At 70.9% G+C, this 19,102-nt stretch carries 19 protein-coding genes; 7 read left to right on the top strand and 12 right to left on the bottom strand.

Annotated features, from left to right (window positions below):
* Position 1: 1 nt before the first annotated feature.
* Both ACZYRU_RS09975 and ACZYRU_RS09970 read left to right on the top strand, forming a co-directional pair.
* On the top strand, positions 2-1,189 hold the full coding sequence (locus ACZYRU_RS09975; RefSeq protein ID WP_488956926.1) for a glycosyltransferase: 1,188 nt from the start codon (positions 2-4) through the stop codon (positions 1,187-1,189).
* Positions 1,186-2,085 carry a glycosyltransferase gene (locus ACZYRU_RS09970; protein WP_488956925.1) on the top strand — a complete coding sequence of 300 codons (900 nt, stop codon included), beginning with the start codon at positions 1,186-1,188 and terminating at the stop codon, positions 2,083-2,085. The genes ACZYRU_RS09975 and ACZYRU_RS09970 overlap by 4 nt, the downstream gene beginning before the upstream one ends.
* Here ACZYRU_RS09970 and ACZYRU_RS09965 read toward each other — a convergent pair.
* Both ACZYRU_RS09965 and ACZYRU_RS09960 read right to left on the bottom strand, forming a co-directional pair.
* Positions 2,033-3,232: a hypothetical protein gene (locus ACZYRU_RS09965; RefSeq protein WP_488956924.1), complete on the bottom strand. Its 1,200-nt coding sequence runs from the start codon at positions 3,230-3,232 to the stop codon at positions 2,033-2,035. The genes ACZYRU_RS09970 and ACZYRU_RS09965 overlap by 53 nt on opposite strands.
* Positions 3,229-4,248: a hypothetical protein gene (locus ACZYRU_RS09960; RefSeq protein ID WP_488956923.1), complete on the bottom strand. Its 1,020-nt coding sequence runs from the start codon at positions 4,246-4,248 to the stop codon at positions 3,229-3,231. The genes ACZYRU_RS09965 and ACZYRU_RS09960 overlap by 4 nt, the downstream gene beginning before the upstream one ends.
* A 49-nt stretch (positions 4,249-4,297) precedes the next feature.
* Here ACZYRU_RS09960 and ACZYRU_RS09955 point away from each other — a divergent pair, with 49 nt between their 5' ends.
* Positions 4,298-5,689, top strand: a complete 1,392-nt coding sequence (locus ACZYRU_RS09955) for a hypothetical protein (protein ID WP_488956922.1) — start codon at positions 4,298-4,300, stop codon at positions 5,687-5,689.
* Here ACZYRU_RS09955 and ACZYRU_RS09950 read toward each other — a convergent pair.
* The 4 genes from ACZYRU_RS09950 to ctaC form a co-directional block, all read right to left on the bottom strand.
* Positions 5,662-6,876, bottom strand: a complete 1,215-nt coding sequence (locus ACZYRU_RS09950; RefSeq protein ID WP_488956921.1) for a L,D-transpeptidase — start codon at positions 6,874-6,876, stop codon at positions 5,662-5,664. The genes ACZYRU_RS09955 and ACZYRU_RS09950 overlap by 28 nt on opposite strands.
* 103 nt (positions 6,877-6,979) lie before the next feature.
* Positions 6,980-7,396 carry a cytochrome c oxidase subunit 4 gene (locus tag ACZYRU_RS09945; RefSeq protein WP_488956920.1) on the bottom strand — a complete coding sequence of 139 codons (417 nt, stop codon included), beginning with the start codon at positions 7,394-7,396 and terminating at the stop codon, positions 6,980-6,982.
* Positions 7,396-9,084 (bottom strand): aa3-type cytochrome oxidase subunit I, encoded by a 1,689-nt coding sequence (gene ctaD, locus ACZYRU_RS09940; RefSeq protein ID WP_488956919.1) that lies wholly within the window; start codon positions 9,082-9,084, stop codon positions 7,396-7,398. Before ctaD ends, ACZYRU_RS09945 begins: the two co-directional genes overlap by 1 nt.
* Complete coding sequence (gene ctaC, locus ACZYRU_RS09935; RefSeq protein ID WP_488956918.1) at positions 9,081-9,941, bottom strand: aa3-type cytochrome oxidase subunit II; 861 nt, start codon at positions 9,939-9,941, stop codon at positions 9,081-9,083. Before ctaC ends, ctaD begins: the two co-directional genes overlap by 4 nt.
* A gap of 150 nt (positions 9,942-10,091) precedes the next feature.
* Here ctaC and ACZYRU_RS09930 point away from each other — a divergent pair, with 150 nt between their 5' ends.
* Both ACZYRU_RS09930 and ACZYRU_RS09925 read left to right on the top strand, forming a co-directional pair.
* Positions 10,092-11,210 carry a cysteine desulfurase family protein gene (locus tag ACZYRU_RS09930; protein ID WP_488956917.1) on the top strand — a complete coding sequence of 373 codons (1,119 nt, stop codon included), beginning with the start codon at positions 10,092-10,094 and terminating at the stop codon, positions 11,208-11,210.
* The gene (locus tag ACZYRU_RS09925; protein ID WP_488956916.1) at positions 11,207-11,434 is read left to right on the top strand and encodes a sulfurtransferase TusA family protein; all 228 of its coding nucleotides are present in this window, start codon (positions 11,207-11,209) and stop codon (positions 11,432-11,434) included. The genes ACZYRU_RS09930 and ACZYRU_RS09925 overlap by 4 nt, the downstream gene beginning before the upstream one ends.
* A gap of 10 nt (positions 11,435-11,444) precedes the next feature.
* Here the strand turns inward: ACZYRU_RS09925 and ACZYRU_RS09920 are convergent, their stop codons facing one another.
* On the bottom strand, positions 11,445-12,383 hold the full coding sequence (locus ACZYRU_RS09920; RefSeq protein ID WP_488957195.1) for a carbohydrate kinase family protein: 939 nt from the start codon (positions 12,381-12,383) through the stop codon (positions 11,445-11,447).
* A 140-nt stretch (positions 12,384-12,523) separates the two neighbouring features.
* On the opposite strand from ACZYRU_RS09920, the gene ACZYRU_RS09915 reads away from it, so the two are divergent.
* Entirely contained in the window at positions 12,524-12,736 is a 213-nt protein-coding gene (locus tag ACZYRU_RS09915; RefSeq protein WP_179726587.1) for a hypothetical protein, read from the top strand.
* 83 nt (positions 12,737-12,819) lie between these two features.
* Here ACZYRU_RS09915 and erpA read toward each other — a convergent pair whose 3' ends face one another.
* The 5 genes from erpA to ACZYRU_RS09890 form a co-directional block, all read right to left on the bottom strand.
* The gene (erpA, locus tag ACZYRU_RS09910) at positions 12,820-13,236 is read right to left on the bottom strand and encodes an iron-sulfur cluster insertion protein ErpA (protein ID WP_488956915.1); all 417 of its coding nucleotides are present in this window, start codon (positions 13,234-13,236) and stop codon (positions 12,820-12,822) included.
* A 90-nt stretch (positions 13,237-13,326) separates the two neighbouring features.
* Positions 13,327-14,427 carry an NAD(P)-dependent alcohol dehydrogenase gene (locus ACZYRU_RS09905; RefSeq protein ID WP_488956914.1) on the bottom strand — a complete coding sequence of 367 codons (1,101 nt, stop codon included), beginning with the start codon at positions 14,425-14,427 and terminating at the stop codon, positions 13,327-13,329.
* Entirely contained in the window at positions 14,424-14,894 is a 471-nt protein-coding gene (locus ACZYRU_RS09900) for a DUF4334 domain-containing protein (RefSeq protein ID WP_488956913.1), read from the bottom strand. The genes ACZYRU_RS09905 and ACZYRU_RS09900 overlap by 4 nt, the downstream gene beginning before the upstream one ends.
* Positions 14,895-14,944: 50 nt before the next feature.
* Positions 14,945-16,030, bottom strand: a complete 1,086-nt coding sequence (locus tag ACZYRU_RS09895) for a glycerate kinase family protein (RefSeq protein WP_488956912.1) — start codon at positions 16,028-16,030, stop codon at positions 14,945-14,947.
* A 36-nt stretch (positions 16,031-16,066) separates the two neighbouring features.
* Positions 16,067-18,097 (bottom strand): phosphocholine-specific phospholipase C, encoded by a 2,031-nt coding sequence (locus ACZYRU_RS09890; protein ID WP_488956911.1) that lies wholly within the window; start codon positions 18,095-18,097, stop codon positions 16,067-16,069.
* A 125-nt stretch (positions 18,098-18,222) separates the two neighbouring features.
* Between ACZYRU_RS09890 and ACZYRU_RS09885 the strand changes: the two genes are divergently transcribed.
* Positions 18,223-19,086 (top strand): GNAT family N-acetyltransferase, encoded by an 864-nt coding sequence (locus ACZYRU_RS09885; protein ID WP_488956910.1) that lies wholly within the window; start codon positions 18,223-18,225, stop codon positions 19,084-19,086.
* Positions 19,087-19,102 lie beyond the last annotated feature (16 nt).

The raw sequence follows: 19,102 nt of genomic DNA, 5'->3' as shown, positions 1-19,102 counted from the left end.
CATGCAGATCGTCAGCCTCGCGCCGTACGTTCCCCACGAAGGCGTGGACCACGCGGGCGGTGAGTACCTGCTGCGGTATCTCGAGGTGCTCCACGACCTCGGCCACGCCGTCACGCTCGTCGTCCCGAACGATCCCGACACCGTGCGGACGATCGGTCGCCACCCCGCCTGGCTGCGGGTGCTGCTCGGACCCCCGGACCGCGCGAGCCTCGTCGTGCGCGCGTGGCGGCTCGTGCGTCACGGCACCAGCAGACTCCCGCCCCGGGCCTGGGCCGACCGGATCGGCGAACCCGTGCGCTCGGCGCTGGGAGGTGCGGACGTGATCGACCTGCAGTGGATGGGCTCGATCCAGCACGCGCCCGTCGTCCGCCGCTGGAACGCGCGCGCGGCGCTGGTGGCGACGCCACACGACGTGTACTCCGAGAGCGTCGGAGGCGCCGCGAGCGGCGCCGCCTTGGCCACCCGTGTCGTCGCGCGACTCGCCCTGCCCGCCGTTCGTCGCGCTGAGCGACGTCAGCTCTCCGCCTGCGATCGGGTCTTCGTCTTCAAGCAGGCCGACATCGAGACCTTGGCGCGGCTCGGCGTCGCCTCCGACGTCCGCACCACGCCGCCGGTGGTGACCCTGCCCGCGGACAGGGTCGAGCCGGAGGACTCCCATCTGCTCGTCTTCACCGCCGCCTTCTGGCGTGACGAGAACGACGAGGCCGCACGTTGGTTCCTCACCTCCGTGTTCCCTCGCGTCCAGCACGACCACCCCACCGTTCGCGTCCGGTTCGCCGGAGCGCGACCCTCGGCATGGCTGCGCAGTCAGGCAAGTGAGGAGGTCGAGGTGACCGGCTACCTCCCCGACCTGCTCGACGCCTACCGGGGCGCCCAGGTCGCCATCGCGCCCCTGCTGCGCGGCGCCGGCCTGAAGTTCAAGGTTGTCCAGGCGATGGCACTCGGGTTCCCGGTCGTCGCCACCCCCGTGGGTGCCGAGGGCGTGAACGACCTCGTCGGCGCCCAGGTGCTCGAGCCGGCACCGGATGCCGAGGCGTTCGCGGAGGCCATCAGCCACGTCCTGCGCGACGGCGTCCGGGGGCGGGCCGAGGCCCGCCGCTACGCCACCCTCCTGGCCGATCGGCTCGACTTCCGACGCCAGATCTCCGAGCAGGCGGCCGGCTACACCGATCTGGTCGACCTCCCGTGACCGACAGGGTCGCGTCCCCGGCGTTGACCGAGGTGGGGTGCGTCGTCGTGCATCACCGTAGCCCTGACACGCTTCGGCGTACCGTTTCCTCGCTGCTGGACACAGGCTTGGCCCCGGACCGGATCGTGGTCGTCGACAACAGCGAGGCCCGCCCCCTGGTGAGGACCGAGCTCGGCGGGGTCCGGATCATCGAGACCCCCAACGACGGCTACGGATCCGCGGTCAACACCGGCGTGGCGTGGCTGGCTCGCGAGTGCCCGGGGCTGACGGCCGTGTTGGTGTCCACGCACGAGGTCGTCGTGGCCCCCGGCACCGTCGCAGAGCTGCTTGCGGGCCTCGACCTTCCCGACACTGCTGCGGTTGGGCCGGTGCTGTGGCAGGACCGGCCCACTGGTGCCGTGGTCTGGTCGGCGGGCGGCGTCCTGACGGGTCGCGGTCTGGTCGCCCGTCATCGCCACGTGCCCCAGGACGACTCCCGCTACGCGGAGGTCGACTGGCTGGACGGCGCCCTGGTCCTCTACCGACGCGAGCTCCTCGAGTCCTACGGCTTCGACACGACCTACTTCCTGTACCTGGAGGAGGTGGACCTCCATCTCCGCCTGCGACAGGCGGGGTGGCTGATCCGGGTGGCGCACCAGGCGCACGCCGTCCAGGCGACCGCGGGGATGCCGGCGTACTGGGCCATGCGCAACCGGGTCTACTTCGGGCGCAAGTTCTCGCTCGGCACTGCTGGATGGTTCGGGACCGCGCGGGTGCTGCTGCAGATCGTCCGGCGGGCGGTGCGCACACGCGACCCTTCGGCACTGGCCGGCGCCCACCGAGGATTGCTGAGCGGCGCGCGTCTCAGGGCGCCGGATCACGGAGCATGCGCCACCCCGCCGCGAGCTGGTAGCTGAAGACGAACGCCTCGGTGGCCGCAAGCCCGGCGGCGCCGCCGACGGCACCGTGAGCACCGGCCAGGAACAGGATCAACGGCACCCCGACCACGGCGCCGAGGACCGTGCTCCGCAGGACGACATCGACCCGCTGTGAGGTGACGAGGGTGTGCCGGCCCAGCGATGAGTTGAGCGAGAGGAAGAGCACGGCGATTCCGAAACACAGAGCGACGTCCTGGGACACGCGAAGCTCAGGCCCGAACAGGGCCGAGGTCAGTGGTGCTCCCAAGAGCGCGAAGCCTCCCAGGCCGAGGAGTCCGATGGCCCCATGGACGGCGAGAGCGGTGCGGAAGCGACGTGGGCGTCGGTCCGGCGCCGTCGCCACCCAGCCCTGCAGGGCCTGGCAGGCCCCCGAGACGACCAGGATCCCCCACTGGTACAGCTTCCAGCCGGACGCATAGCCGGCGAGGGCGACGACCGAGACCTGCAGCGAGACCAGTGCCACGTTGATCGTGGAGTAGGCGCCTCCGACCACTTCCGCCACCGTCGCCGGACCGCGGGACCGCCAGGTCACGCGAACGGTCGGGTCCGGCACGGCCGACCCGCGCAGCACGACGAGGAGGGCAAGGGCCGCACCGACCTGGGCTGTCGCTGTCAGGGCCGGGTAGACCAGCGGGCTGCCCCCGGCGGCGATGGCCGCCGCTGCTACCAGGTTGGCCGCGACGAGGGGAAGAGCCTCGAAGCACAGCACGTCCTTCGCGCCTCCGACGCCGACGAGGAACCAACGAGGGCTCAGGCCGGCGAGGCCGGCCGCCGCGCACACCGCGATGCCCAGGGCGCGAGCAGCGTCGCTGAGGAGCACCGAGGTGATCGCCATTGCGAGGGGTAGGGCGAACAGTGCGGTTCCCACGCGGAGACGGACACTCGCCTCGTAGAGAGAGCGTCGTGCCGCCGCGGATCCTCCAGCGACGGCGCTCGGCCCGGTCAGGGCCCAACCACCAGCAACGACGATGCTCGCCATGGCACCGATCGACTGGCCCACCGCGAGACCCGCCCAAGCGGTGCGGTCCAGCACCTGGGCGAGGGCCAGCAGCGCGACCAGTCCCGCGGTCGCCGGAAGCAGCGACACCGTCGTGACACTCGCGACCCGGCGGGTCGGCGAGGTCACGATGACGACCCGGCCGAACCGAAGCAGGACCGCACCTCGCTGGCGAACCTGGACCGCTCCTGCGCTACGTGCGACCGGAAGTCCGCCTGCCGCAGCGCGTGACCGTCGACGTCGGCGAGGACGTCCTCCAATGCTCGCACCGCGGAGGTCACGAGATCCGGAGCAGTGTCGATCCGGTGCTCCTCGGGAACCGGGAAGTCACGCGGGTTCGCCCCGGCGCCCCGAGCGACGACCAAGGTGACGGCACCGCGAAGAGCAGCCTCCCGCGGCATGCGGTCCTTGCCCGGCAGATGTCCCAGGTCCAGGTAGACGTCGCTGCGGTTGAGGGCGTCGACGACCTCGCCCGGGGACATTCCTTCGATCGGCAGCCACCGCACCGGCGTGGTCAACCGGTCGGCGACGCGAGCGACGATCTCGCCACCCTTTGCGGGGTTGAAGGCGACGACGGCCGGGTGTCCTCGACGCGCCACCGCTGGTGGCGCCGCGGTGGGGACGTAGTCGCTGAGCATGGACACCGCCACTCCGAGCTCGCGTGCCACGACGTCGTGCGCGTACACGGACTGCGCGAGATGGGTGGCCTCGGCGAGCCGCCGACGACGAGCCGGAGCGGCGAGGAGTCGACCCGTCTTGCGCGGGACGCCGCGAAGGATCGCGACGGCCGACCGTCGGGACACCTGCTCGTGAGCGCGGCGTCGAACGTCCATGAAGATCGGCGAGTTGTCGATGCTCAGCCACCAGCAGAACCAGGTCGCCTCGCCGGTGACCGAGCGTCGCGGGACCCACACCTCCGGCGTGACGACGGCGTCGCGCGACCCAGAGGCAGACGTGCCGCGCTCGGGGGCGTCATAGTGCTGGTACTCCGGGACGCGCGGCTTGCCCTGCGTGCCGGGCATCGGGACGAGGGCCGCGTCGTGCCCGAGGGCGCGCAGCGTGTCGACCAACTGGTGGAGGGCCTCAGGGCCACCCGTCCGCACCCCTCGGGGGTAGTAGACGGACACGCGCTCGAAGCCATCCACAGTCGGAGTCTAGCCACGGCACTGGCGTCCACCGGTGTATCTTCGCCGGGTGCCCGACGCCACCACGAACCGTCGCGAGCGGTGGGCGCTGGGGCTGCTCTGGGTGCTCCTGCTGGTGCTCTACGGCGGGACCGTCTCCCACGACTGGAAGACCCCGGACGTGGCGTCGGCCGAGATCGGTGCCTGGCGGATCGCATCCACAGGGGCACCGTGGGTCGACAGGCTCCACAGCGACACCTACGTCCTGAGCACGGACGCGACCGAGGCGGACAACGACGCTCGTGCCCGTCTGGTCCTGTTCTCGACCATCAACGAGCGGAACGGCCACGTGGCCATCGGGCGCTCGCCGGGCGTGATCGCGGTGGGCGTGCCGGCGTACTGGATCCAGGAACGGATGAGTCCGTCCACGGCCGCTGAAGTCGCGCCGGAGCCCGGCGGACTGACAGGCGCGTTCCTTGCCGCGAGCGCCGTGCTCCTCGTCCTGCTCGCTGTGCGCGGCCTGGTCTCGTTCAGGCTGGTCATCGGGGCGGGTCTGGCGCTCGGCCTCGCCACGCCGTACTGGTCCGTGCTCGCCGACGCCCTCTGGACCCACGGCGTCACGACGCTCGGGATCGCGGGCCTGGCCTGGGCCGTGCGGCACGAGCGCTGGTGGCTGGCCGGGGTCTTCGGCGGCGTCGGGGTGTGGGGTCGCCTGCACGTCGCGGTGATCGTCGCCGTCGTCGGCCTCGGCCTCGCGGTCTGGCGCCGCCGCCCGGGCATCGCGATCCGGATCTCCCTGACCAGTCTGCCCTTCCTCGCCGGCACGTTCGTGTGGGGCTACTGGATGTACGGGAGGTGGAGCCTGTTCGCAGCCAGCGGCGGGTACTCCCAGGCCACCGGCCTCACCGGCGTCCCTGACGAGAGCTCCACCGGCGCCGGCGTGATCACCAACCTGTTGGGGTACCTCGTCTCACCCGACGCAGGCCTGCTCATCTGGACACCGGTGCTCCTGGCCCTGGCGCCGGCCGTCGCTCGCGCGTGGTCCACGACCCCGGACTGGAGCCGGGTCCTCGCGTGCGGTGGGATCGCCTACCTGGTCGTACAGGCCTTCCTCAACATCTTCCCGGGCGGCACCGGCTTCTGGGGCAACCGGTTGGGACTGGAGACGTTGACCTGCCTGGTGCCGGTGGTGGTGTGTTCACTGGCTCAGGTGCGGTCGGGCGAACGAGTCGTGGCCATGGTCCTGCTGTCCTACCAGGCCGGCGTGATCCTGCTCGGCGCGGTCCTCGACCTCGCCCACCGGCACGGTCTCGCCTGGCGGGAGTACGAGCCCTACCTGGCCTTCCAGGACAACGCTGCCGCGACGTCCATCATGATCGGCCTGGGCATGGCTGTCACCGTCGTCGTGTGGCGAGTGATCAGCACCGACCGGGATCAGCTGAGGGCGGATCCAGCGACGTAGTCGTTCCAGGAGATGTTCCAGTCTCCCCAGCCGTTGCCGGGCTCCATCGGGCGGTCGGTGCCGACGTACTCGACGACGTCGCCGCGACGGGTCATGGAGTAGAGCCAGGCGGCGTTGTCGGTGCTCATGCCGGTGCAGCCGTGGGAGACGTTGGCGTGGCCCTGGGAGCCGACCGACCAGGGGGCGGCGTGGATGAACTCGCCGGAGCTGGTCAGGCGCATGGCCCACTTCACGTCGTCGATGTCGTAGGCCTCGGCGGAGCCGCGGGCGATGCCGACGGTCTCGGAGTTCATCCGCTTCTGGGCGTACTTCTCCATGATCACCTTGACGCCGGAGCGGGTGGTGAAGCCGGCCTTGCCGGTCGTGATCGGCAGCGTGCGGAGCAGTTTGCCGTTCTCGAGCACCTTCATCTGGTGGGTGCGCGCGTTGACCTTGTAGACGTGGGCGGCACCGATCTCGAAGTCGACCTTGCGGTCCTCCTGGCCGTAGATGCCGTCACCGGCGCTCACGCCGTTGACACCGACGTCGACGCTGACCTTGGTGCCGGCCTGCCAGTACGACTCGGGGCGCCAGTGCGCCTCCTTGCTGCTGACCCAGTACCAGGAGCCCGGCTGCGCGGGCGTGGAGGTGACGCTCATGTGCTTCTCGAAGCTCGCCCGGTCGGTGACCGGGAGGTCGAAGGTCACGATGACGGGCATGCCGACCCCGACGGTCTCGCCCTGCAGGGGCGCGATCGAGGCGTAGGTCTGCTGGTCGAGGCTCAGCGACTGGGTGGTGAAGGTCGAGATGCTCTGCACCTCCTTGCCCTCCCCGTTGCGGGCCACGGCGCGCACGCGGTAGCGGGTGGCGGGCTCGAGGCCGCTCGAGGCCACCCAACGGGTGCCGTCTCCGCGGAGCTCGCCCTCGACCGTGCCGGCCGTCGACTTGAGGACCACCGAGGTCAGCGTGCCCTTCTCGGCCCTGACCTTGACCACCTTGTCGACGGGTACGCCGGACGCGTCGTCCTTGACGTTGGTCGTCACGATCGCCTCGGAGGCGGCCGCGGCCGTGGTCTCGTCGCTGCCCGGGCCGTCTCCCCCGGGGACGAATCCCGAGCCGTCGCAGGCGGTCGCGACGAGCGCGACGGCGGCCAGCAGGGCGGCGGCGCGCAGGGCGCGCGAACGGGAGCGTGTCAGCGGGGAAGGCACGAAAAGAGGGTACCTGCCGGGACCGACGATTCCCGGCTGGAAAGCACGTCGGCGGTGTCACACCGTGAGGTGGGACACCGCCGACGAGAGGCTGAGCGGAGGCTCAGTGGGCGTAGACGCCCCGGTAGTACTCGAAGATCCAGCCGCTCAGCGCGACCGCGCCGATGACGATGCCGATGATGAACAGCCACCAGGCCAGGACGGCGATCGCGAAGACCATCACGCCGAGGCAGGCAGCGCACCACAGCGGCCACCAGGAGTACGGCGGGAAGAAGCCCAGCTCGCCCGCGCCGTCGGCGATCTCGCCGTCCTTGAGGTCCTCCGGACGGGCGTCCATCCGGTTGGCGTGGAACCCGAGGTACAGGGTGACCATGGCGCACAGCAGCGTGGTCATGACCAGCGCGGAGGTGCCGGTCCAGTCGGCGCCGTGGTCACTGCCGTCGGTGATGAACCAGTAGGCAGGGCTGACCAGGACCAGGAAGACCGTGGTCACGCCGAAGATCCATGCTTCGACCTTCATCAGGCGTCGACCTCCTTGGCACCGGCGCCCGCGGCGACCGGCTCGTCGTACATCTCGATGGCGGCGATCTCCGGGTGGTGGAGGTCGAACGCCGGCGACTCCGAGCGGATCCGCGGGATCGAGTGGAAGTTGTGGCGCGGCGGCGGGCACGTGGTGGCCCACTCCAGCGACCGGCCCCAGCCCCACGGGTCGTCGGTGTTGACGAGCGGACCCTTGCGCGAGACGTAGACGTTGTAGAAGAACGGCAGCATCGAGGAGGCGAGGATGAAGGCGCCGATCGTCGAGACCTGGTTCAGCGTCGTGAAGCCGTCACGCGGCAGGTAGTCCGCGTAGCGCCGCGACATGCCCTCGATGCCCAGCCAGTGCTGGACGAGGAAGGTCGTGTGGAAGCCGATGAACAGCAGCCAGAAGTGGATCTTGCCGAGGCGCTCGTCGAGCATCCGACCGGTGAGCTTGGGCCACCAGAAGTAGAAGCCGGCGAACATCGCGAACACGACCGTGCCGAACACCGTGTAGTGGAAGTGCGCCACCACGAAGTAGGAGTCGGAGACGTGGAAGTCGAGCGGCGGGCTGGCCAGGATGATGCCGGTCAGGCCACCGAAGAGGAAGGTCGTGAGGAAGCCGATCGACCAGAGCATGGGGGTGTCCATGCGCACTGATCCGCCCCACATCGTGCCGATCCAGTTGAAGAACTTCACGCCCGTCGGAACGGCGATCAGGAACGTCATGCCGGAGAAGAACGGCAGGTTGACGGCTCCGGTGACGAACATGTGGTGCGCCCACACGGCCACCGAGAGGATCGCGATGCCGAGCGTCGCGCCGACCAGGCCGATGTAGCCGAAGATCGGCTTGCGGCTGAAGACCGGGAGGATCTCGGAGATGATGCCGAAGAACGGCAGGGCGATGATGTAGACCTCGGGGTGCCCGAAGAACCAGAACAGGTGCTGCCACAGGATCGCTCCACCGTGCGAGGAGTCGAACACGTGCGCCCCGAGCTGTCGGTCGGCCTCGAGGGAGAGCAGCGCACCGGCCAGGATCGGGAACGCGACCAGCACCAGGATCGCCGTGATCAGCACGGTCCAGACGAAGATCGGCATCCGGAACATGGTCATGCCCGGCGCTCGCATGCAGATGATCGTGGTGATGAAGTTGACCGCACCGAGGATGGTGCCGAGACCGGCCATCCACAGGCCCATGATCCACAGGTCGCCACCGACGCCGGGGCTGTTGACCGAGTCGGACAGCGGTGTGTAGGCAAACCAGCCGAACGAGGCAGCACCCTGCGGGGTGAGGAAGCCGGCGCCGGCGATCAGGCCACCGAACAGGTACAGCCAGTAGCTGAACATGTTGAGGCGCGGGAACGCGACGTCAGGGGCACCGATCTGCAGCGGCATGATCGCGTTGCCGAAGCCGAAGAACAGCGGCGTGGCGAACAGCAGCAGCATGATCGTGCCGTGCATCGTGAAGAGCTGGTTGTAGAGCTCCTCGTTGACGATCTGGCTGCCCGGGTAGGCCAGCTCGGACCGAATGAGGAGCGCCATGATGCCGCCGGCCATGAACCAGGCCATGGCGGTGCCGAAGTACAGGTTGCCGATCAGCTTGTGATCGGTCGTGGTCATCGCGCGGACGAGCTGCTGGCCGAGCGGCTTGCGCTGGCTGAGGTCCGCGGAACGCGCGAGAGTGGTCACTCGTGCTCTCCCTCGTCGTTGATGGGCTGCTTGGCGTACTTGCCGCCTTCGACGGGCTCGTCAGAGACGTGCTCCGGGTCCTTGGCGAGCCCGGCCAGGTAGGCCTCGTAGTCAGCTTCGGAGACGACCTTCACGTTGAAGAGCATCCGCGAGTGGTAGACGCCGCAGAGCTCGTAGCACTTGCCGTCGTAGTCACCGATCTCGGTCGGCGTCACCTGGTAGGAGTTCTTGTTGCCGGGGACGACGTCCATGCGCATCGCGAAGGCCGGGATGCCGAAGTTGTGGATCACGTCGGGGCTGCGGAGCTGGAACTCGATGGTCTTGTCGACCGGGATCACGAGGTCCGGGATGTCCTCACCGGTGCCGGAGACGAAGACGTTCTTGCCCTCGTACGGCTGGTTGAACGTCCACTGCCACTTCTGGCCGACGACCGTGACGACGACGTCCGGGTTCGGGTCGTGCTCGAGCGCGATGTTCTGCACACGCACGGTCTGCGAGAAGAACGCGATGACCATGATGACCGGGAAGATCGTGTAGAAGATCTCGATCGGCAGGTTGTAGCGCGTCTGCACCGGAACCTCGTCGTCACTACGACGACGGAACCAGATCGGGACGCCGATGATGAGCGCCCACGTGATGACACCGGTCACCAGCGCGGCGATCCATGCGCCCTGCCACAGGTGCAGGATGTGCTCACCCTGCGTGGTCGTGATCTCCGGCATGCCGAACCGTTCCCACTGGGTATCGGTCGAGCAGCCGGACAGCGCGAGCGCGAGTACGACGAATCCGGCGAGCGGGGTCGCGCGACGGAAACGTCGCTGCGCGCCACGCGTGCGCTCGGGGTGCCACCAGCCCACGAACGAGCCTTCCTCTCGAGGGTCAGAACCACAGCGAACACTAGCGGAGAGCAACCCCGACCGGGTGGCGGGGTGGGTCTTCCGGGACGTGTGAGGCGGGGCACGAGCGCGGGACGAGCGTACGGACCCCGCTCAACTAGGGTCAGAGGCGTGAGCAGCACCTCCGAGGTCTACCTCGACTCGGCCTCGTCCTCCCCGCTCCACCCGGCGGCCCGGGACACCCTGCTGGCCGCCCTCGACCGGGGGTACGGCGATCCGCGACGCCTGCACGCCGCCGGGCGCGACGCGCGGCTGCTCCTCGACAACGCCCGGGCGGTCGTGGCCGAGTGCCTCGGCGCCCGGCCGGACGAGGTGGGCTTCACGGCCTCGGGCACGGACGCCGTGCACCGGGGGCTGCTGGGCCTGGCCGCGGCGACCGGGCGCGACGGCATCGTGCACGGCGCGGTCGAGCACTCCGCCGTGCTCCACGCAGCCGCCTGGCGTCCCTCGCCCGCCCACGCCAGCATCCCGGTCGACGCGCTCGGCCACGTCGACGTGGCCGCGATGGCCGAGGCGGCACGACGTCCCGGGGTCGGAGCAGTCGCGCTGCAGGCGGCCAACCAGGAGGTGGGGACGCTGCAGCCGGTCGACGAGCTCGACCTGCCGGCCGGCGTACCCCTGCTGGTGGACGCGGCCGCCGCCGTCGGGCACGTGTCGCTCCCCCGCCGCTGGGACGCGCTGACCGCGTCGGCGCACAAGTGGGGCGGTCCGGCGGGCGTCGGCGTGCTGGTGGTGCGCCGCGGCACGCGGTGGACCACTCCCTTCCCGGGCGACGACGGCCTCGACCAGCTGGGCGGGTTCCCGGACGTTCCGGCGGCGCTGGCCGCGGCGGCCGCACTGCAGGCGGTCCTGGCCGAGCGGGAGGAGGTCACGGCGCGCCAGCACGCGCTCGTCGACCGGATCCGGACGGTCGCGGCCGCACTGCCCGACACCGAGGTCGTGGGCGACCCGGTGGCCCGGCTCCCCCACCTGGTGACCTTCTCGTGCCTCTACGTCGGCGGCGACGAGATCGTCTCGGCTCTCGCGCGCCGGGGCTTCGGCGTCGCCAGCGGCTCGGCCTGCACGGCCTCGACCCTCGAGCCGAGCCACGTGCTGGCGGCGATGGGATCTCTCACGCACGGAAACGTGCGGGTCTCCCTGGGGCGCGACACCACTGCCGAGCAGGTCGAGGCGTTCTGCGCGGCTCTCGCGGACGAGGTCGGCCGGATCCGCGCGGAGGCCGGGCTGTGACCACCGAGATCGACTGCCGCGACCTGCCCTGCCCGCGCCCGATCATCGAGCTGGCGAAGGCGCTGCCCTCGGTGGAGGTCGGCGAGCTGCTCGCCGTGGTCGCCCGCGACCCGGCGGCGCGGCACGACGTGCCGGCCTGGTGCCGGATGCGCGGGCAGGAGTACGTCGGAGAGGAGCGCGCCGCGGACGGCGCGCCCCGCTACGTCGTACGACGACTCAGCTGAGTCAGCCGGGTCAGTTGACGCCGAGGTGCTTGGCGACCTCGTCGGCCGCCTCGGCGCCGTACGAGTCACGGATCCGGCCCACGAACTGCTCGTGGGTGAACTCGTACTCCTGGGTGCCGACCGTCTCGACGACGTAGGCGGCGAGCACGCAGCCGACCTGGGCGGCCCGCTCGAGGGAGGTGCCCCACGACAGGGCGGCGAGGAAGCCGCCACGGAAGGCGTCACCGACGCCGGTCGGCTCGAGGGCCGCGACGTCCTTGGCCGCCGGGACCTCGAAGGAGGTGCCGTCGCTCGAGGTGACCCGGACGCCGTCCTTGCCGAGCGTCGTGACCTGCAGGCCGACCTTGGCGAGGACCTCAGCGGCGCTCCAGCCGGTCTTCTTCTCGATGACGTGCGACTCGTACTCGTTGGAGAACAGGATCGCCGCGCCGTCGATGAGGTCGCGGATCAGGTCGCCCTCGGCGAACGCGAGCTGCTGGGAGCAGTCGGCGATGAACGCGTAGCCGCGCTGGCGGCACTCCTCGGTGTGCCGCTTCATGGCGTCGGGGTCATCGGCGCCGATCAGGACGTACGTCGGCGCGCCGACCCGCTCGACGATCGGGAGCAGCTCGATCTGGCTGGCCTCGCTCATCGCGCCCGGGTAGAAGGACGCGAACTGGGCCATGGTGGTGTCGGTGGTGCAGACGAAGCGGGCGGTGTGCTTGCTCTCGGAGATGTGCACGGAGTCGCAGTCGACGCCGTTGCGCTCGAGCCAGGAGCGGTAGTCGGCGAAGTCCTCACCGGCCGCGCCGACCAGCACCGGGCGCAGGCCCAGCTTGGCCAGGCCGAAGCACATGTTGGGGGCCACGCCGCCGCGGCGGATCTCGAGGTCGTTGACCAGGAAGGAGACCGACAGCTTGTCGAGCTGCTCGACGACCAGCGAGTCGGCGAACTTGCCGCCGAAGGTCATCAGGTGGTCGGTGGCGATCGAGCCGGCGATCAGGAGGGAGCCTGTGGGTGCAGTCACGATACGAAAGGTTAACCGAGCCGTAGCCGTGGCGACGGCGTTCCCTCTGGGTCTACCCGAAAGTAACGCGTAGCGTCGAGGACATGCCGCCGTACGAAGAGATCGCCAGCCCCGCCGAGCTCCACGCCGACTGCCAGGCCGTCAGCCGCCGCCTCCAGGACGCCGCCGTCAAGGCCACGCGCCCCGCCCCGAGCCTCCACTTCGACGAGCTCCCCCGCGAGGTCGCCAAGCGCGACATCCAGATCTCCGAGGCCGCCCAGCGCCTCGCCAACGCGCTGCACCTGCACCTGGACTGATCGCCGTGTCCCGCGTACGCCGCGGGAACGACGAAGGCCCCAGCCGATCGGCTGGGGCCTTCGTCGTTGCTGTCGCGTCCGACTCAGTTGAACGAGTCGCCGCAGGCGCAGGAACCCGTGGCGTTCGGGTTGTCGATCGTGAAGCCCTGCTTCTCGATGGTGTCGACGAAGTCGATGACCGCGCCGTTGAGGTAGGGCACGCTCATCCGGTCGACGACGACGGCCACGCCGTCGAAGTCGGTGACGATGTCGCCGTCGAGGGTGCGCTCGTCGAAGAAGAGCTGGTAGCGCAGGCCCGAGCAGCCACCGGGCTGCACCGAGATGCGCAGGGCGAGGTCGTCACGCCCCTCCTGCTCGAGCAGGCTCTTCACCTTCGTGGCCGCCACCGGGCTCAGGTTGATCTGGTCCTCACGGCGGTCGAGGTCCACCGGGGCCGCGACGGTCGTGGTCGCGCCGGGGGCCTCGTGGCTGTGGCCGCCTCCGCAGCAGCTGTCGCTCATGCTCACTCCAGGTCTGTTAAGTCTGTCTGGCCGAAGGGTGTTCGACTAGCCCAATGGTCGCACAGCCGCGGTTATTCCCCCCAACCCCGATCAGGGCCAGACGAGCACCGGCTTGACCACCGTCCCCGCCTTGGAGTCCGCCACGGCGTCGGCGATCTTCTCGAACGGGTACGTCGTGACCAGGTGGTCCACGTCGAACTTGCCCGCCTCGCGCAGCGCGATCAGCTCGGGGATGGTGACCAGCGGGTCCGCCTCCCCCTCGATCGACGAGCGCACGATCTTGCCGCTCGAGAGCAGGTCGATCGCGTCGATCGTGTACTCCGGGGCACCGAGGCCGAGCGCGACCAGCACGCCGCGGGTGCGCAGCGAGCGCTGTGCCTGCAGCACGACAGCCGGGATGGCCGTCGTGTCGATGGCGTACGTCGCCCCGCCGCCGGTCAGCTCGCGGACCCGGTCCTCGACAGGCGCCGCGCCCTCCTCGGTCGGGTCGAGCGCGATCGCGCCGTAGCCCTGAGCCACCTCGCGGCGTGCGGCGACCGGGTCGACGGCGACGACGGTCTCCACGCCGGTGCCCCGGGCGACGGCGATCGCGGCGAGGCCGACCGCGCCGGCGCCGTACACGACGATGCTGTCGCCGGGCGCCGGGTCGAGCACGTTGAGCACCGTGCCGGCGCCGGTCTGGAAACCGCAGGCGAAGGGCGCCAGCCGGGTCAGGTCGAGGGACTTGTCGACGACGACGCAGTTGTCGGCGTACGCAAGGGCGTGGCGGGCCAGGCTGGACTGGCCGAAGAAGTTGCCGAAGACCGTCTGGTCACCCCGCTTCATGGTCGTCGAGCCGTCGGCGCGCATGCCCATGTAGTTGAGCAGCAGGGACTGCTCGCAGTAGCCCACGTCGCCGGCCCGGCACGGCCCGCACTGCCGGCAGGAGCGGAAGCTGAGCACGACGTGATCGCCGACCTCGATGCCGGTGACGTCGGCGCCGACCTTCTCGACGACGCCGGTGCCCTCGTGACCGACGACGGTCGGCAGCATCTCCTGCGGCAGCATGGTCGGGACCGTCAGGTCGGTGTGGCACAGGCCGGTCGCGACGATGCGGACCAGGACCTCGTCGGCACGGGGCTCCTCGAGCTCGACCTCGGCGGCGACGAAGTCGCCCCCGGGCTCCTCGACGAGGTAAGCAGTCGTCTTCACGCGTCACGCTCCAGCCAGAAGTAGTAGAGGTCGTCGATGCCGAACGTCCCGGCGAGCTTGCCGTTCATGATGCCCATGACGGTGTCGGCGTCGACCTTCTTGAAATGGTCGAGGACGGGCATCTTGTCGTAGACCATCGTGGCCGTGACCTCGCCGCGGAAGCCGACCGGCCACAGCGACGCCTCCCCGCCACCACCGGCAGCGAGGTTGGAGTAGAGCTCCCCGTTCTCGTCGCGACAGACCAGCGGAACCGCCTCGAGCGGGCTGTCGAACCGCTTGCCGTGCCAGCGCACCTTCTCCAGCACGGCGCTGGCGACGTGGCCGGTGGCGAAGTCCCCGCCCCGCCAGGCGCCGAGCATCTCGTCGACCTCGACGGTCGCGAGGTCGGACCAGAGGGCGTCGAGATCGGCAGGGTCCGCGTGCTCGGCGGCCCGGAGGTCGTCGAAGCGGGTTCTGATGTCCGTCACCCGAGCAATCTAGAACACGTTTCAGTTTCGCGCGAGGGTTGGGCGGAGGTTCAGCTCGACCAGGTGCGCGCCACCCGGGCGGCGAGCTCGGTCAGCGCGCCCGAGGGGTCGGCGAAGGCCCGCTCCTCCCCCACGGCGTCGACCAGCGAGTACGCCGCGTCCATGCCGAGCGCCCGCATCTCGCGGGACCCGACGAGCACCTGGCCGGCCAGCGCCACGCACGGGCGCAGCGCGTCAGCGGCTATCGCGGCCACCCCGGCCGGGACCTTGCCGGCCCGGCTGCTGAAGTCGAAGGCACCCTCACCGGTGATGACCAGGTCGGCGTCGCGGGCCTGCCGGGCCAGGCCGACCGCCTCGGCGACCAGCTCGATCCCGGAGACCCGGGTGCCGCCCAGCAGCATCAGCGCGAAGCCGATCCCGCCGGCCGCGCCGGCACCGGGCTCGAGCGCGACCCGCCGGTCGGTCGCGGCTGCGAAGCTCTCCAGGAAGCCGTCGAGCAGCACCTGGGTCTCCTCGTCCAGGCCCTTCTGGGGGCCGAAGGTCTTGCTCGCCCCGAACAGCCCGGTGAGCGGGTTGTCGACGTCGGTCGCCGCGATGATCTCGACGCCGTCGACCAGGCCGCGCGGGATGCTCAGGTCGACCCGGCTCACGCCGTCGAGGAAGATCCCGCCCACGTCCAGCGCGACGTCGGCGTCCGCGCCGAGCGCGGCGAGCAGCCCGGCTCCCCCGTCGTTGGTCCCCGAGCCGCCCAGCCCGACCACCACCCGGCGGGCGCCGGCGTTGACCGCCTCGAGGAGCAGTCGGCCGACGCCGACCGTCGTACCGAACTCGCCGAGCCTGCCGCCGGTCAGGTGGACGCCGCACACCTGGGCGCTCTCGATGTAGACGGTGTCGCCGACCTCGAGGATCGTGGCCGGGACCTCGTGGCCCTGCGGCGCCTCACCCACGACGGCCAGCAGCTCGCCGCCGAGGGTCGCGTGGAGCACGTCGACGAAGCCGGGCCCGCCGTCCGACATGGGGGCGAGCACGATCTCGTCGTCGGGCGCGTGCCGGCGCCAGCCGGTCGCGATGGCCTCGGCGGCCTCGACCGCCGTCAGGGTGCCCGCGAACTTGTCGGGGGCGACCAGGATCCGCATGGCGCCATCATGGCGGATCCCGGCCACCCGCTCCGGCTAACCGAGCTGCGGGTCGCTGGTTCCGGGTCGTCCCGACTCGACGTGCCCGGCGAGGGTGCGCACGAAGGACGTGCCGGGGATGGTGACGGTGACGTCGTACCAGCCGCCGGAAGCGCGGGTGTCGACGTCGACCTTCCCACTACGCAGCGTCAGCGGGCCGGCGTACGCGTCGGTCACCTCGACGGCGGCGTCACCGTCGACCACGACGCGCACCTTGCCCGACCCGACCCCGCGGCCCTGGCTCAGCGGCGCGAGGTCGACCAGCACCCGCTCGCCGGCCGCGCTGCCGGCGTACCGGCGGAAGAAGCCGTTGGGGCCGTGGAGGTGGACGTCGTACTCGCCCTGCGCCGGGAGCTCGACGTCGAGCCGCTTGCCGGCCTCGACCGTGTAGCTGTGCGGGTCACCGGCCGGCGCGACCAGTCGGGCCTGGACGTGGGCACCCAGCGAGCCGTCGTTGACCAGCTGCAGCCGCAGTGGTGCGGAGCCCTTCTCGACCACGCCGAGGTCGTAGCCGATCGGGCGGGCCGGGCGGATGCCCGGCTCCTGCGCGGGCATGGCGCCGGCGGCGGGCGGCTTCGGGAAGTACGTCGGGTGTCGCAGCCGGTCCGTCGGCGCCATCGCGTCGGTCGCCGGCAGCGACGGCACGGCGGACTTCGCGGCCGAGAAGTCGAACGCCGAGGTCAGGTCGCCGGCGACCGCCCGGCGCCACGGGGTGATCTGCGGCTCGCGGACACCGAAGCGGGCCTCGAGGAAGCGCAGCACCGAGGTGTGGTCGAAGGTCTCCGAGCACACGTAGCCGCCGGTCGACCACGGCGAGACGACGAACATCGGGACCCGGGGCCCCATGCCGTAGGGGCCGGGCTTCGCCCGCGGGTCGCCGCCGGCGTAGAACTCGTGCTCGGTGGTGACCGTCGACGCTCCCGGGATCAGCGGGCTGTTCGGGACGGGCGGCACCAGGTGGTCGAAGAAGCCGTCGTTCTCGTCGTACGTGATGAACAGGGCGGTCTTCGCCCAGACCTCCGGGTTGGCGGTGAGGGCGTCGAGGACCTTGGAGATGTACCAGGCGCCGAAGTCGGTCGGCCAGTTCGAGTGCTCGGAGAACGCCTCGGGTGCCGAGACCCAGGAGACCTGCGGCAGCTTGTCGGCGAGGACGTCGGCCGCGAGCAGCTCGAAGTAGTCCTGGCCGTCGCGGTTGCGGGTGCCGACGCGGGCCTTCTCGTAGAGCGGGTCACCGGGCTTCGCGTTGCGGAAGGAGTTGAAGTAGAGCAGCGAGGTGTCGCCGTAGTTGCCGATGTAGGGGTCGGAGGTCCAGCCCCACGAGCCGGCGTCGTCGAGACCCGTGCCCTCGTCCTGGTAGACCCGCCACGAGACGCCCGCCTTCTCAAGGCGCTCGGGGTAGGTCGTCCAGTCGTAGCCGACCTCGTCGTTGTAGAGGACCGGTCCACCGCCCTTGCCGTCGTTGCCCGTCCAACCGGTCCACAGGTAGTAGCGGTTCGGGTCGGTGTTGCCGATGAACGAGCAGTAGTAGGCGTCGCAGACGGTGAACGCGTCGGCGAGGGCGTAGTGGAAGAGCGCGTCCTGGCGCTGGAGGTGGGCCATGGTGGCGTTGCCCTTGGCGGGCACCCACCTGTCGTGGTGGCCCTTGTTGATCGCCAGCTGGCCGTCCGGCCACGAGTGCGCGAGTCCCTGGAGGAAGGCGCCGCCGAGGTCCTCGGCGTCCGGGTGGAACGGCAGCAGCTCGCCGCCGCCGTTCGTCGGCTGGTGCCACACCGACTTGCCGGAGGGCAGCTGCACCGGGTGCGGGTCGCCGAAGCCACGGACGCCCCGGAGCGCGCCGAGGTAGTGGTCGAACGAGCGGTTCTCCTGCATCAGGATCACGACGTGCTCGATGTCGCGGATCGTGCCGGTACGACGGGCGGGCGCGACGGCGGCGGCCCGCTCGACGCTGCCGAGGAGGCCGGTGGTGAGGCCGGCGAGCGAGGTGGCTCCGGAGATCTGGAGGAACCGGCGACGGTCGAGCTCTGCCATGGGTGAACAACCTTTCCGAGCGGTCATCTTCTGGGGGCTCCTGCTGAGCCGCTCCACGCTGGCAGCGGCCGGGGAACCCTTGAGAAGGAGGAGGCGTCCGGCGGGTGAATGCATAGGGTCCTGATGTGCTGATCCGAGCGATGACCGACGCCGACGTACCCGTGGCCGAGGGGATCAGCGCCGACGCCTTCTTCGCCGTCGACGTCGCCCACCGGCTGCCGTCGGCCCCGGATCCCGAGCGCCGGTCGCCCGCGCAGCGCGCGGCGTGGGAGGCGCGCACCCGCGGCTTCCTCGCCACCGACCCGGACGGCTCGTGGGTCGCCGAGCAGGACGGCGAGGTCGTCGGGTTCGCCACCAGCTACCGCCGCGAGCAGGTCTGGTGCCTGGCGACGTTCGCGGTGCGACCGGGCCTGCAGGGCGCCGGGATCGGCGCGCAGGTGCTCGACGCCGCGGTGGCGTACGGCGCCGACGCGCCCCGCGGGATGCTCGCCGCGTCGGTCGACCCGCGGGCGCTGCGCCGCTACCACCTGGCCGGGTTCCGGCTGCACCCCCAGCTCGCCCTGAACGGCGCCGTCGACCGCTCCGCCCTGCCGGCGGTCAGCGGGGTGCGCGACGGCGGCCCCGACGACCTGGCCTGGATGGACGACCTCGACCGGCTGCGTCGCGGCGGCCCGCACGGACCGGACCACGAGCGGCTGCTGGCCGCCGGCCGGCTGGTCGTGACGACGGACCGCTCCGGCTACGCCTACACGAACGGCCGCGTGCTGGCCCTGCTAGCCGCGCGCGACGAGGAGGCCGCGCAGACCCTGCTGTGGGAGTGCCTCGCGAGCGCCGGCGAGCGCTACGAGCTGTCCCACGTGACGTCGGCGAACTACTGGGCGGTCGAGGTCGCGCTCGCCGCCCGGATGGACCTGGTCGCCCGGGGGTACCTCGGCCTGCGCGGGATGGACCCGCCGTCGCCGTACGTGCACCACGGGGCGCTGCTGTAGCGCTCCCGAGCCAAAC

The organism is Nocardioides sp. F233 (genome assembly GCF_057813895.1).
This window is presented reverse-complemented; position numbering and strand designations above follow the sequence as displayed.

Excerpts from the sequence above, each read along its gene's own strand:
- ACZYRU_RS09975 (WP_488956926.1), top strand. The coding sequence starts at position 2 with ATGCAGATCGTCAGCCTCGCGCCGTACGTTCCCCACGAAGGCGTGGAC.
- ACZYRU_RS09945 (WP_488956920.1), bottom strand. The coding sequence starts at position 7,396 with ATGAAGGTCGAAGCATGGATCTTCGGCGTGACCACGGTCTTCCTGGTC.
- ACZYRU_RS09920 (WP_488957195.1), bottom strand. The coding sequence starts at position 12,383 with ATGACCTTCGGCGGCAAGTTCGCCGACTCGCTGGTCGTCGAGCAGCTC.
- ACZYRU_RS09915 (WP_179726587.1), top strand. The coding sequence starts at position 12,524 with ATGCCGCCGTACGAAGAGATCGCCAGCCCCGCCGAGCTCCACGCCGAC.
- erpA (WP_488956915.1), bottom strand. The coding sequence starts at position 13,236 with ATGAGCGACAGCTGCTGCGGAGGCGGCCACAGCCACGAGGCCCCCGGC.
- ACZYRU_RS09895 (WP_488956912.1), bottom strand. The coding sequence starts at position 16,030 with ATGCGGATCCTGGTCGCCCCCGACAAGTTCGCGGGCACCCTGACGGCG.
- ACZYRU_RS09890 (WP_488956911.1), bottom strand. The coding sequence starts at position 18,097 with ATGGCAGAGCTCGACCGTCGCCGGTTCCTCCAGATCTCCGGAGCCACC.